Annotated in this window: 15 protein-coding genes; all 15 read left to right on the top strand. The window is 34.2% G+C overall.

Annotated features, from left to right (window positions below; all coding sequences use genetic code 11):
- Positions 1-222 precede the first annotated feature (222 nt).
- The 15 genes from C8C87_RS05285 to C8C87_RS05215 all read left to right on the top strand — a co-directional run bounded on the left by C8C87_RS05285 (position 223) and on the right by C8C87_RS05215 (position 12,708).
- Entirely contained in the window at positions 223-1,623 is a 1,401-nt protein-coding gene (locus tag C8C87_RS05285; RefSeq protein ID WP_121341780.1) for an anthranilate synthase component I family protein, read from the top strand.
- 94 nt (positions 1,624-1,717) lie between these two features.
- Complete coding sequence (locus C8C87_RS05280; protein ID WP_121341778.1) at positions 1,718-2,284, top strand: aminodeoxychorismate/anthranilate synthase component II; 567 nt, start codon at positions 1,718-1,720, stop codon at positions 2,282-2,284.
- Between the two features lie 55 nt (positions 2,285-2,339).
- On the top strand, positions 2,340-2,747 hold the full coding sequence (locus C8C87_RS05275; RefSeq protein ID WP_121341776.1) for a GNAT family N-acetyltransferase: 408 nt from the start codon (positions 2,340-2,342) through the stop codon (positions 2,745-2,747).
- A 76-nt stretch (positions 2,748-2,823) separates the two neighbouring features.
- The gene (gene trpD, locus C8C87_RS05270; protein ID WP_121341774.1) at positions 2,824-3,816 is read left to right on the top strand and encodes an anthranilate phosphoribosyltransferase; all 993 of its coding nucleotides are present in this window, start codon (positions 2,824-2,826) and stop codon (positions 3,814-3,816) included.
- Between the two features lie 102 nt (positions 3,817-3,918).
- Complete coding sequence (trpC, locus tag C8C87_RS05265; RefSeq protein WP_121341772.1) at positions 3,919-4,698, top strand: indole-3-glycerol phosphate synthase TrpC; 780 nt, start codon at positions 3,919-3,921, stop codon at positions 4,696-4,698.
- A gap of 2 nt (positions 4,699-4,700) precedes the next feature.
- Positions 4,701-5,360 carry a phosphoribosylanthranilate isomerase gene (locus C8C87_RS05260; protein WP_121341770.1) on the top strand — a complete coding sequence of 220 codons (660 nt, stop codon included), beginning with the start codon at positions 4,701-4,703 and terminating at the stop codon, positions 5,358-5,360.
- A gap of 4 nt (positions 5,361-5,364) precedes the next feature.
- Positions 5,365-6,546, top strand: a complete 1,182-nt coding sequence (gene trpB / locus C8C87_RS05255) for a tryptophan synthase subunit beta (RefSeq protein WP_121341768.1) — start codon at positions 5,365-5,367, stop codon at positions 6,544-6,546.
- Positions 6,547-6,687: 141 nt separating this feature from the next.
- A complete protein-coding gene (locus tag C8C87_RS05250) occupies positions 6,688-7,005 on the top strand; it encodes a gamma-glutamylcyclotransferase family protein (protein WP_099715811.1) in 318 nt (105 codons plus the stop codon).
- Positions 7,006-7,071: 66 nt separating this feature from the next.
- Complete coding sequence (trpA, locus tag C8C87_RS05245) at positions 7,072-7,833, top strand: tryptophan synthase subunit alpha (RefSeq protein WP_121341766.1); 762 nt, start codon at positions 7,072-7,074, stop codon at positions 7,831-7,833.
- A 243-nt stretch (positions 7,834-8,076) separates the two neighbouring features.
- Positions 8,077-8,934, top strand: coding sequence for a hypothetical protein (locus tag C8C87_RS05240; RefSeq protein ID WP_121341764.1), 858 nt, complete (start codon positions 8,077-8,079; stop codon positions 8,932-8,934).
- A 168-nt stretch (positions 8,935-9,102) separates the two neighbouring features.
- Positions 9,103-9,696: a hypothetical protein gene (locus tag C8C87_RS05235; RefSeq protein WP_121341763.1), complete on the top strand. Its 594-nt coding sequence runs from the start codon at positions 9,103-9,105 to the stop codon at positions 9,694-9,696.
- A 166-nt stretch (positions 9,697-9,862) separates the two neighbouring features.
- Positions 9,863-10,489, top strand: coding sequence for a hypothetical protein (locus tag C8C87_RS05230; RefSeq protein ID WP_147402355.1), 627 nt, complete (start codon positions 9,863-9,865; stop codon positions 10,487-10,489).
- Between the two features lie 224 nt (positions 10,490-10,713).
- Entirely contained in the window at positions 10,714-11,277 is a 564-nt protein-coding gene (locus tag C8C87_RS05225) for a TetR/AcrR family transcriptional regulator (RefSeq protein WP_121341759.1), read from the top strand.
- A gap of 40 nt (positions 11,278-11,317) precedes the next feature.
- Positions 11,318-11,728 (top strand): nuclear transport factor 2 family protein, encoded by a 411-nt coding sequence (locus C8C87_RS05220; protein WP_121341757.1) that lies wholly within the window; start codon positions 11,318-11,320, stop codon positions 11,726-11,728.
- Between the two features lie 11 nt (positions 11,729-11,739).
- Positions 11,740-12,708 (top strand): alpha/beta fold hydrolase, encoded by a 969-nt coding sequence (locus tag C8C87_RS05215; RefSeq protein ID WP_121341755.1) that lies wholly within the window; start codon positions 11,740-11,742, stop codon positions 12,706-12,708.
- Positions 12,709-12,882 lie beyond the last annotated feature (174 nt).

Here is a 12,882-nt window from a genome sequence, read left to right as displayed (position 1 = left end):
TCTATTTGGAAAACCAAATTACCTTTATATATTTGTTGCAACAAAATAAAACATGAAAACAATATTAAACAATACTTGGTGGTGGAACAATTTACGTCAGTCGTCGTGAACAAAGCTTCCTATAGTATTATTAAACTATAAATATAAAAGGCTTGTCATCACGACAAGCCTTTTTTTTATGCTTCATTTATTCGCTATCCAATAATATTAAAAAATTATATTTTGAAACCGTACTTACTAAATACAAATTACAAACAAATCCTTGCAGATACTATTACTCCTGTGAGCGTATATCTCAAAATTCGTGATAAATTTCCCAATAGTTTATTACTGGAAAGTAGTGATTATCATGGAAATGACAACAGTTTTTCATACATCTGTTGCAACCCGATTGCTTCAATAAAAATAGAAAACGAAACCATCCATAAGACTTTTCCCGACGGTAGTTTTGAGAAAATTACAATTGATTCTAATACTGATATTCCAGCAGTAATTCAAGAATTTTCAGGTCAATTTAAATCCGAGAAAAACGATTTCAAATTCATCAATAATGGACTTTTTGGATATATTTCATATGATGCCGTTCGTTATTTCGAAAAAGTGTCAATTGCCAAAAAGGAAAATAGCAATACCATTCCAGATGTGTATTATGCCGTGTACCAAAATATAATTGCCATCAATCATTTCAAAAATCAAGCGTATATTTTCTGTCACAGTTTGGATGGAAAAAATAACATTTCAGAAATCGAACAATTATTACAATCCCGAAATATTGCTTCTTATAAATTCTTTAAAGAAGGTGAAGGTTTCTCGAATCTAACTGACGAAGAATTCAAACATAATGTGGCTTTGGCCAAAAAGCATTGCTTTAGAGGTGATGTGTTCCAATTGGTTTTATCCAGAAGGTTTACCCAAGGTTTTAAAGGCGATGAATTTAATGTGTACAGAGCGTTGAGAAGTATCAACCCATCTCCTTACCTATTCTTTTTTGATTATGGTGACTTCAAAATATTTGGTTCTTCACCCGAAGCCCAAATTATTGTCAAAAACCGTAAAGCCGAAATTCATCCTATTGCAGGAACTTTCAAACGAACGGGTGATGATGAAAAAGACGCCATTCTTGCCAAGCAATTATCTGAGGATAAGAAAGAAAATAGTGAGCATGTGATGTTAGTCGATTTAGCCAGAAATGATTTAAGCCGAAACGGTCATAATGTCAATGTAGAGAAATACAGAGAAGTGCAGTTTTTCTCGCATGTAATTCACTTGGTTTCAAAAGTTACCGGACATTTACATGAAAAAGCCTCTACGATGCAGGTTGTAGCCGATACTTTTCCGGCAGGAACATTGAGCGGTGCTCCAAAACACAGAGCGATGCAACTGATTGAAGAGTATGAAAAAACCAATAGAAATTTCTACGGAGGCGCGATTGGTTTTATGGATTTTGAAGGTAATTTTAATCACGCCATTATGATTCGAACTTTTCTGAGCAAAAATCACCAATTGCATTCCCAAGCGGGAGCCGGGATTGTTGCCAGTTCAGATGAAGAAAGCGAAATGCAGGAAGTTTACAATAAGTTGAGAGCACTGAATGCCGCTTTGGATTTAGCCGAAACAATATAAAATAATTTAAAGATTCAATAATTTAAGAATTTAAAGATTGCTGAAACACTAGAATTTTTCAATCTTTAAATCTTTCAATTTTTCAATAATAAAAATGAAAAAAATACTAGTCATAGACAATTACGATAGTTTCACTTATAATTTAGTGCATTATCTGGAAGATTTAGATTGCGAAGTAACCGTTTACAGAAACGATGAATTTGATATTGACGAGATAGCAATCTTCGACAAAATTCTTCTTTCTCCAGGACCTGGAATTCCGGATGAAGCAGGATTATTGAAAGAGGTAATCCGAAAATACGGGCCTAGCAAAAGTATTTTTGGAGTATGTCTGGGACAACAAGCCATAGGCGAAGTTTTTGGAGGAACGCTTTCTAATTTAGACAAAGTGTATCATGGTGTTTCCACTATCGTAAAAACGGTTGTTGATGATGAGCTTTTATTTGAAGGATTAGGAAGCGAATTTGAAGTGGGACGTTATCATTCTTGGGTTGTAGATGCTGATTTACCGGATGTTCTGGAAGCAACTTCATTCGATGAAAACGGACAAGTAATGTCATTGCGACACAAAACGTACGATGTACGCGGTGTACAATTTCATCCCGAAAGTGTGTTAACTCCAAACGGGAAAAAGATATTAGAAAACTGGGTAAAAAGTTAGTAATCCGCTTTTAAGATTAAATTACAGTGTTCCTTAAATCAATTAAAAAATAGAAATGACAATTATAATTTCCGAAACAAAAGATTTAAAAATTGAAGATGTAATAGCACTTTATAAAGCAAACGAATGGAGTTCCGCTGACAAACCAGAACAATTGTTTAATGGTCTTTTGAATTCAGCTACTTTAATCACTGCTTGGGAAAATAAAAAATTAGTTGGACTGGGAAATTCTATTTCTGATGGATATTTAGTGGTGTATTACCCTCATCTGTTAGTTCATCCAGACTATCAAGGAAAAGGAATTGGCAAGATGATTTTTGATAAAATGCAAGAGAAATATAGTAGCTTTCACATGCAAATGCTAACCGCAGATGGAAAAGCGATAGATTTCTATAAAAAAAATGGTTTTGAACGCGCTGGACAAACAGAACCGATGTGGATTTACAAAGGAAATGAACATTAATTGTTGTAATTTCAAATGTCATATTGTCGAAAGACTTTAAGACCTTCGACTTTCAACTTTAAGACAAATAATAAAAATGAAAAACATATTAAACAGATTAATCAATCACGAAATGCTTTCGAAAGAAGAAGCAAAAAACGTGTTGGTTAATATCTCTAACGGAAATTATAACACCAGCCAAATTGCTTCTTTTCTGACCGTTTATATGATGCGAAGCATTAGTATCGAAGAACTTGCGGGCTTTCGTGAAGCGCTGTTGGAATTATGTATCCGTGTAGATTTATCGGCATACAATACCATCGATTTGTGCGGAACCGGTGGTGATGGAAAAGACACTTTCAACATTTCTACTTTGGCTTCTTTTGTGGCTGCAGGTGCAGGAATAAAAGTGGCGAAACATGGAAATTATGGTGTATCATCGATTTCCGGATCTAGTAATGTGATGGAAAAAATGGGAATCAAGTTCAGTAATGATACTGATTTCTTGGAAAAATGCATGGACAAAGCCGGAATTTGTGTTTTGCACGCTCCTTTATTTCACCCTGCAATGAAAAATGTAGGACCAATCCGAAAAGAATTAGCTGTAAAAACGTTCTTCAATATGTTGGGACCAATGGTTAATCCTTCGTTTCCAAAAAATCAATTGGTAGGTGTTTTCAATTTAGAAATGGCCAGAATGTATGCGTATTTGTACCAAAACACAAATACTAATTTCACCATCTTGCATTCGCTTGACGGGTATGACGAAGTTTCCTTGACAGGACCTACAAAAACGATTACCAGTTCAATGGAAGGAATGCTAAATCCAGAAGATTTTGGTGTTCAACTTTTGCTGCAAAGCGAAATTGAAGGTGGGAAAACCATCGAAGAGTCCGCTCAAATGTTTACTGATATCATTTCCGGAAAAGGAAGCGAAGCCCAAAATAATGTGGTTTGTGCCAATGCTGCAATGGCAATTGCTACTGTTACAAAATGTTCTCCTTTAGAAGGATTTCAAATAGCGAAAGAAAGTTTATTATCCGGAAAAGGACTTGTAGCTTTGAAAACATTACAAGAATTGAGTAAATAAAATAGTTTAAAGTTTAAGGTTTAAAGTTCTGAAAATGAATAATTACAAATAATGAACAGCTTTAAACGTTAAACAAAGAAAACTTTAAACAAAGAATTAAGAATGAACATTTTAGATAAAATTATAGTTGACAAAAAAAGAGAAGTCATTCTCAAGAAATCTATTATTCCCGTTTCGCAATTGGAAGCCTCAGTTTTCTTTGGAAAAAAGACCATTTCTTTGAGTGATAATTTAAGAAACAGCACATCAGGAATTATTGCAGAACACAAACGCCGTTCGCCATCCAAAGCAGAAATAAATTATAGTTTTACGGTGGAAGAAGTGACAAAAGGCTATGAAAATGCTGGTGCATGTGGAATTTCAGTATTGACGGATGGAAAATATTTTGGTGGTTCTTTAGACGATTTACTTTTGGCAAGAGCCACAGTAAATATTCCATTATTGCGTAAAGAATTCATTGTTGATGAATACCAAATATTAGAAGCCAAAGCACATGGAGCCGATTTAATTTTGCTTATCGCAGCGGTTTTAACGAGAGACGAAATCAAAGCCTTATCTGAATTTGCTAAAAATTTGGGATTAGAGGTTTTACTGGAAGTTCACAATCAGGAAGAATTGGAAAAATCGATTATACCCACATTAGACATGATTGGTGTGAACAATAGAAACCTAAAAACATTCGAAGTGAGTTTGGATTTCAGCAAGCAATTGGCAGCGCAAATCCCGGATGATTTTGTAAAAGTTTCCGAAAGTGGAATTTCATCCATTGAAGCTATTAATGAATTAAAACCTTTTGGTTACAAAGGATTTTTAATTGGAGAAAACTTTATGAAAACGGATAATGCCGGTAAAGCAGCAACCGAATTTATATCAAAACTATAAAGATGAAACTCAAAATCTGTGGCATGAAATATCCCGATAATATTCTCGAAGTAGGCTCGCTCCTACCCGATTATATGGGATTTATATTCTGGGAGAAATCAGCTCGGTATTTTGACGGTGTGATTCCCAGTTTACCAAAATCGATTAAAAAAGTGGGCGTTTTTGTAAATGCAACACAAGAAGAGATTCTTGAAAAAATAGTAAAATATGATTTACAAGCCATTCAATTACACGGACAAGAATCAGTTGTATTTTGTCAGGATTTGAGAGAGAATCTGAAACAAGCTCAGATTGAAATTATCAAAGTATTCTCTGTTGATGACGCTTTTGATTTTGAAGTACTGACACCGTTTGAAGCCGTTTGTGATTATTTTCTATTTGATACCAAAGGAAAATTACCCGGCGGAAACGGAACCACATTCGACTGGAAAGTATTAGAAAAGTATCCGTCAAGCAAACCGTTTTTCCTGAGTGGCGGAATCGGAATGGAGGAAATGGAAGCGGTGAAAGAAATTTTGAAAACAAATTTACCTCTTCACGCGATTGATGTAAACAGTAAATTTGAAATAGAACCAGGATTAAAAAACATAGAATTATGTAGAGACGCACTGCAGTGCGTCTCTACAATGTGCATCTCTACCGATAACAAAATAAAAAAATAAAATTATGTCATACAACGTTAACGAAAAAGGCTATTACGGAGAATTTGGAGGCGCCTACATTCCTGAAATGTTATATCCAAATGTGGAAGAATTACGTCAACAGTATTTAAAAATAACGGCCGAACCAGAATTTCAAGCTGAGTTTGATGCATTGCTAAAAGATTATGTAGGTCGCCCAACACCTCTTTATTTTGCAAAACGCCTATCAGAACAATACAACACCAAAATCTATCTGAAAAGAGAAGATTTATGCCACACTGGTGCGCACAAAGTCAACAACACGATTGGGCAAATTTTATTAGCCAAACGCTTGGGTAAAAAACGAATCATTGCCGAAACCGGTGCCGGTCAACATGGCGTTGCTACAGCAACCGTTTGCGCGTTAATGGGACTGGAATGCATTGTGTATATGGGTGAAATCGACATCAAACGTCAAGCACCAAATGTAGCCCGAATGAAAATGTTAGGTGCCGAAGTTCGTCCGGCAATGTCAGGTTCAAAGACCTTAAAAGATGCCACAAACGAAGCCATTCGCGACTGGATCAACAATCCCGTTGATACCTATTACATCATCGGTTCTGTAGTTGGTCCGCATCCTTATCCGGATATGGTGGCGCGTTTCCAAAGCGTTATTTCTAAGGAAATTAAAGAACAATTACTGGAAAAAGAAGGTCGTGAAAACCCGGATTATGTGATTGCTTGCGTAGGTGGTGGTAGCAATGCAGCCGGAGCTTATTATCATTTTTTGGATGAAAAAGACGTGAATATAATTGCAGTCGAAGCAGCCGGTTTAGGAGTCGATTCTGGCGAAAGTGCCGCAACTTCAGCATTAGGAAAAGTAGGTGTCATTCACGGCAGCAAAACCTTGTTGATGCAAACTACTGATGGTCAAATCACAGAGCCTTATTCCATTTCGGCAGGATTGGATTATCCGGGCGTAGGTCCTATGCACGCTAATTTATTCGCTACTGGCAGAGCACAATTCATCTCGATTACGGATGATCAAGCCATGCAATGGGGATTGAAATTATCTAAAATGGAAGGACTTATTCCCGCCATCGAAAGTGCGCACGCCTTTGCCGTTCTGGACGAAATGAAATTCAAACCGGAGGATATTGTAGTCATCAATCTTTCCGGTCGCGGTGACAAAGATTTGAATACCTATATCGATTATTTTAAATTATAACAGAAGAATAATTTGGGCGTTACCCTCCCAAAAAAAGTCGGGTCGGGCTGTACACTATATCTTTTTTGTGGTAGAAAAAACCACAAAAAAGGATGCCGTTCCTATCCCTAACGCAAATAAATAACGAGAAAAAATAATATTATGGAAAATATATTCTCTTACGGAACATTACAATCTAAAGAAATTCAAATGCAGGTTTTTAACAAGCTATTGACTGGAACACTAGACCAACTCAAAGGCTATAAACTAAAAGATCTAAAAATAGAAGAAGAATTTGGAATGGCAGATTATTTTGTAGCAACACCAAGCGAAAATCCTTCGGATGAAATAAATGGTATTGTTTTTACTGTTTCCAGTGAAGATCTGACTAAAGCAGATCAATTCGAATCTAATGCGTATAAAAGAGTTCAAATAACATTGAAATCTGGAATAGTTGCATGGATTTATCTGGAAAATTAATAATTGTAAATATAAATACATACACCTACAAGGTTTTGAAAACCTTGCAGGACAAAAAATAAAACAATGAACAGAATAAATCAAAAATTACAAGAAGACAAAAAGATACTTTCCATCTATTTCTCTGCGGGATATCCTAACTTAAATGATACCGTACAAATCATTCAGGATTTAGAAAAAAGCGGTATCGATATGATAGAAATCGGATTGCCGTTCAGCGATCCATTGGCTGATGGACCTACTATTCAAGCCAGTTCAACCCAAGCGTTGCATAACGGAATGACCACACAAGTTTTGTTTGACCAATTAAAGGACATTCGCAAAGCGGTTTCAATTCCTTTAGTGATTATGGGCTATTTCAACCCAATGTTGCAATACGGAATAGAGAATTTCTGCCAGAAATGTGCGGAGATTGGCATCGATGGATTAATCATTCCTGATCTTCCAGTTGATGTCTATGCCGATGAATACAAAGCTACTTTCGAAAAATACGGATTGAAAAATATATTCTTGATTACGCCACAAACTTCTGACGAGCGCATCCGTTTTATTGACAGCGTATCTGATGGATTTATCTATATGGTAAGTTCGGCGAGTGTTACAGGATCACAAACTGGTTTTGGAAACGTTCAAGAAGAGTATTTCAAACGCATTGCCGCAATGAACCTAAAAAATCCTCAAGTAATTGGTTTTGGAATCAACAATGCCGAAACCTTTAATCAAGCCACGCAATATGCCAAAGGAGCGATTATAGGTAGTGCTTTCATTCAGCATTTAACCGAAAACGGAACAGGGAAAATTGAAGAATTTGTACAAGCGATTCGATAAAACAACTTCTTTTATATAAATATTAAACGGCGTTTAAAGTTCATTTAAACGCCGTTTTTTTATGCCCCTATTTTATAAAATACTAAAATTATTTGTAAGTTTTTATTCCTACATTAGCAAAAGCAAAAAAGATGACGTTTGTCAGACAAAGCCACCCAAATATGGGGTGATAAGTATGATTTTATCATACATATAAACAAGTTGGCAGACAGGCACGTAGAAATCGACAAAAAAGAAAAATAAATGGCAGAAATTAAGCAGTCCGAAAAGTTAATGCTTGAGAAATTATTAGGAATGAGCGGTGGATATGTGTTGAATTTTTCAAATGATTCCTTTCATCAATTTATTTTAGATACTACAAAAATAAATATTTATCAAAATAAATATGCAGAAAAAGGAAGTTCGAAAGCAAAATTATTAAGAGCTTTTTGGCAACTTGAGTCAGATATCATTGTCGGTAAAGTAATTAAAGAACTAATTGAATATTGGAAAACTGAAAAAGTCTTAAACAATAATGAAATAGAAAAAAATGAAGATATACTTGCTAAAGAATGTCTAAAAATATCTAATCGCTTACTTGGTCTCAAAAGTGAAGAAATCAAAAAAGAACCTTCAACTATAAACGAGTTTCTTAACAAAGAATTCAAAGAAATTTCTTTGTATAAATTAAACATTGACAGCACAGTAACTGAAATATTAACTAAAAGATTAATTGAAATTAATAAAAGTATTCAGAATGAATCACCTTTATCAGTTATAATAATGTGCGGAAGTGTTCTAGAAGGACTTTTATTAGGTGTTGCTACTTCAAAAATGAAAGAATTCAACCAAAGCACTTCAAGTCCGAAAAATAAAGAAACGGGCAAAGTATTACCGTTCCATAATTGGACATTGAGCAATTTTATCGACGTAGCACATAGCATTGGTATTTTAGGTTTAGATGTTAAAAAATTCAGCCATAGTTTAAGAGATTTTAGAAATTATATTCATCCTTATGAACAAATGAGTAGTGGATTTAACCCAGATATTGATACCGCAAAAATATCTTGGCAAGTTTTAAAAGCAGGAATCTCTGATCTTACCAAAAATATAAATAAATAGCCCGATCTGCCAACACACGCTACAAGCAATTTGGGGATTTGGCTTAATGGAAAAAATTGGTTTGTATTTGGAAGATTTGGCAAATCCGAAGATAAGGCTTAATTTAACCCCAAACTGCTTGTAGCGCGAGAACGTTGTGTGCAATATTAAAAAAACCTTAGAGTTGAAATGACATTAAAAACTATACTTACAATTACCGTTTTGACAACATTTTTATCCTGTAAACAAAATAGCAGATATTTAAGAATTGAGAAGAAATTTACTGACAGAGAGCAACTAATAAACAGCATACTTCCAAATAAAACAATTTTGTACTGGAAATATGTAGAGACATCTTCAAATAAAGTAGTCAAAGAAGTTGGTGACAAAAAATTATTATCAAGTTACAAAATAGAAGAACCTAATCAAGGTTTTTTTGTAGAATGCCACCCTGGATTTTGCTATTCATATATAATTTACATTGACAATAATGGGTTGAATTTTGTTACAGATGAAAAGACATTATTAAATTTTATTGGAAAAATTGACAATATCTCAGAAGCAATTTTAGTTGGCAAAACACAAGGACTCTGGATAGATAAAGAGAATGAAAAAGGAGGGTCTTATAAAAAAACTAAAAAGGGCTATGAGATGAACCTTTTAAAGTATAATGGTTGTCCAGAAACTTACGAATCAGTATTTTTTGAGATTAACTTTAACGGTTATTTTAAAATGAAATCAAATGGAATTTATAAAAAGACTGGAAATTGCATTGTCTCATAAATACTGCACACAACAGCCGTTTCTCGCAATTGCGAATTTTGTGGTAAGTTCACGTTTACGTTTCGCAAGAATTTTTATCTTTAACAGAAAATAATCAGTTCCGAAGTTCGCAACTGACGAGAAGCGGCGGAACGTTAGCCGAAATTATATGAAAATCGTCGTAAACATGAGGAAATACCTCTTTGCAATCTTACTAACATATTACTATAGCAGTTTCTCGCAAGTCAAGAAAGTGGTATACTACAATGAAAATCAAAAAGAAATTTCTGAAACCGATTTCTTCAAACAAAAAAACAATCAGCGAAATCTCGACATCTATTTCGAAAATGACAGCTTAGTTTCCAGCTTTTTAGTTACCAGAAAAAACCATGGACAACTTAACGATATCGAATTAAAAAGCCTGAACGACTATCTTTATCATAATTCAGAAGCAACTAATGAATTAACTATTCTAGTGTATTACCCAGGAAAAGATAGATGCAACGGAATGGAAAGAATTTCAACGTGGAATATTTTTGATGGCGATTATTTACGTAAACTCAAAAAAATCAATTCTTATGATCATTTTTGGATTTATAAAAGTGATGAGAATTTAAAATATTATCACCCGAAACAAGTTAAATGGCAAAGCGATCAAAATCAATTAGTAGAAAAAATGTTCTTTAAGTTCCACTATCCATGTTTTAGTTTTGTGATTTTAAATAAGAAGGGCAAATATCTTTCTTATTTTGGAGAGTTTAGCAAAAATACTGTGTGGGAATTATCAAAAGAATTTACGGAAATGAACCCGTAACTTCTGCTAACAGGAGCTAAGCCTCATTCCTTCATTTTCGTAGCCGGAACTTTTTTCATCACGAAAAAATTCTATAATAGCCGAAACGACTCAGTTCGTTTTGATCGCAACGCAGGCCTAGCCGCAACCGTTAGCAACAAGCAAAAGAAACACCGTCTATAATCGAGAATATAAGAATTTTAACGAACGTTAGGTAATTTATAATTTTTACTTATATTTGCACTATGAGACCACAGAAAATTTTAGATACAGATATGATAGCCGGACTTACCAAAGTTTTTAGAGATAAAGGCTATGAAGGAACGAGTTTAAATGATTTAGCAAAAGTAACTGGATTAAAAAAAGCAAGCCTCTATCATCGATTTCCAAATGGAAAACAAGAGATGGCAGAATCTGTATTAAGAGATATAGATCAGTGGGTTGATGATAATATTTTCTTTCCTCTATTGGACGAAAATAAATCAACAAAATTGAGATTAAAAGATGCTCTAAAAAATATTGAAATTCTTTATGATAGCGGAAAAGAAACGTGTGTTTTAAGAGCCTTTTCTATGCATAGCGGTTTATCGCTATTTGAGCAACAGGTGAAATCTGGTATGGATAAATGGATTACCGCTTTTAATGCATTTGGTATTGCCTTAAAATTAACTTCCACAGAATCTCAACAAAACGCTATTCAGACCTTAATAGAATTGCAAGGCAGTCTAATTGTAACAAAAGGGTTAGCTGATACAAGTATTTTTAAAAACACTTTAAAAAATATTGAAAGGCGATATTCAATAGAATAAAAAAATTTGAACTAATTAATTAACAAACGTTCGGTAAAATATGATACAATTACATCCACTACCACCTTTTAACGAAGAAACAGCGATACAAAAAATTCAAAAGGCAGAAGATGCTTGGAACAGCAAAGACCCAATTCAAATTTCAAAAGCATATACACTTGATACAGAATGGCGCAATCGAAATCAATTCATTAACGGGAGAAAAGAAGTACAAGATTTTCTTGCTAACAAATGGAAAAATGAATTGGATTATAAACTAAAAAAACAACTTTGGACATTTAACGACAATCGTATTGCTGTACGATTTGAGTACGAATATCGAGATAAAAATGGTCAATGGTATAGAGCTTATGGAAACGAAAATTGGGAATTTGATGAAAATGGATTAATGAAAAAAAGGTTCGCGAGCATAAATGACTTAAAAATTAAAGAAACAGAAAGAAGGTTATAAACAATTAGAATATGAAAAAAATTATCCTATTACAACTAATTATCCTATTCACATTATTTGGATGTAAAAGCAAAACAAGTAGTAAAACTATCGATAAATCAAAAAGTATGACACACAATCACCCCACATTATTTAAAACCATCGAAATTGACGGAATTAATATTGCTTACAGAGAGGCAGGAAACCCCAAAAATCCTACAATAGTGCTATTACATGGTTTTCCTTCATCTTCACATCAATACCGAAAAGTTTTATCACAGTTATCTGATGACTTTCATTTGATTGCACCAGATTATCCCTCATTTGGAAATAGCGATTTTCCATTGGCAAGTGACTATGAATACACTTTTGATAATATTGCAAAAACTATAGATGCCTTTCTAGAAAAGAAAAAAATTGAGTCTTATGCATTAATGATACAAGATTATGGAGCACCTATTGGCTTCAGAATAGCGACAGCTCACCCAGAAAGGGTTACGGCAATAATAAATCAAAACGGAAACGTATATTTAGAAGGTTTGGGTGATGCTTGGGCTGGAATTAGGGCGCTTTGGAAAGACCGAAATCCTGAAACCGAAAAAGCAATACTACCAGCCTTTTCATTAGACGGTTTGAAATGGCAATACACACACGGAACAAGAAATGTTGAAACAATAAATCCCGATACTTGGCATTTAGATTATTTAAGAATTTCAAGACCAAATGCACATAAAGTCAATATGGATTTATTTTACGATTATCAAAACAACTTAAAACTTTATCCAAAATGGCAGCAGTATTTAAGAGATAATCAGCCACCTTTATTAATAGTTTGGGGAAAAAATGATGAGTTTTTTCCTGAAAGCGGAGCAGTTGCTTTCAAAAAAGATGTAAAGGAAATCGACTATAATATTTATGATACTGGGCATTTTGCATTAGAAGAAGATGGAGAAGAAATAATAGAAAAAATTAGAATATTTATGACGAAAGTTGGGCAGTAATTGCCCGCGCCGCAAAGTGTTCCCACCCGCTCCGCAAAGTGTTCTTCTGAAAAATAAATTTCTCGTTAATGCTGCGCAAATGTCTCTGACTTTGCGCAATTTTAGGAACTTGCCATTAAAACAAAACGCCATAAAGTCTCTGACTTTCATCGTCTTAAATTAAAAAAACACAAA

The organism is Flavobacterium sp. 120, from assembly GCF_003633605.1.
Lineage (GTDB): Bacteria > Bacteroidota > Bacteroidia > Flavobacteriales > Flavobacteriaceae > Flavobacterium > Flavobacterium algoritolerans.
Note: the sequence above shows the minus strand (reverse complement) of the source record. Positions and strands in the feature narration are given on the sequence as shown.

What these genes read in the sequence shown, in the direction of transcription:
- C8C87_RS05280 (WP_121341778.1), top strand. Translation starts at nt 1,718, where the DNA reads ATGAAAAAAATACTAGTCATAGACAATTACGATAGTTTCACTTATAAT.
- C8C87_RS05275 (WP_121341776.1), top strand. Translation starts at nt 2,340, where the DNA reads ATGACAATTATAATTTCCGAAACAAAAGATTTAAAAATTGAAGATGTA.
- trpD (WP_121341774.1), top strand. Translation starts at nt 2,824, where the DNA reads ATGAAAAACATATTAAACAGATTAATCAATCACGAAATGCTTTCGAAA.
- trpC (WP_121341772.1), top strand. Translation starts at nt 3,919, where the DNA reads ATGAACATTTTAGATAAAATTATAGTTGACAAAAAAAGAGAAGTCATT.
- C8C87_RS05260 (WP_121341770.1), top strand. Translation starts at nt 4,701, where the DNA reads ATGAAACTCAAAATCTGTGGCATGAAATATCCCGATAATATTCTCGAA.
- trpB (WP_121341768.1), top strand. Translation starts at nt 5,365, where the DNA reads ATGTCATACAACGTTAACGAAAAAGGCTATTACGGAGAATTTGGAGGC.
- C8C87_RS05250 (WP_099715811.1), top strand. Translation starts at nt 6,688, where the DNA reads ATGGAAAATATATTCTCTTACGGAACATTACAATCTAAAGAAATTCAA.
- trpA (WP_121341766.1), top strand. Translation starts at nt 7,072, where the DNA reads ATGAACAGAATAAATCAAAAATTACAAGAAGACAAAAAGATACTTTCC.
- C8C87_RS05240 (WP_121341764.1), top strand. Translation starts at nt 8,077, where the DNA reads ATGGCAGAAATTAAGCAGTCCGAAAAGTTAATGCTTGAGAAATTATTA.
- C8C87_RS05235 (WP_121341763.1), top strand. Translation starts at nt 9,103, where the DNA reads ATGACATTAAAAACTATACTTACAATTACCGTTTTGACAACATTTTTA.
- C8C87_RS05230 (WP_147402355.1), top strand. Translation starts at nt 9,863, where the DNA reads ATGAGGAAATACCTCTTTGCAATCTTACTAACATATTACTATAGCAGT.
- C8C87_RS05225 (WP_121341759.1), top strand. Translation starts at nt 10,714, where the DNA reads ATGAGACCACAGAAAATTTTAGATACAGATATGATAGCCGGACTTACC.
- C8C87_RS05220 (WP_121341757.1), top strand. Translation starts at nt 11,318, where the DNA reads ATGATACAATTACATCCACTACCACCTTTTAACGAAGAAACAGCGATA.
- C8C87_RS05215 (WP_121341755.1), top strand. Translation starts at nt 11,740, where the DNA reads ATGAAAAAAATTATCCTATTACAACTAATTATCCTATTCACATTATTT.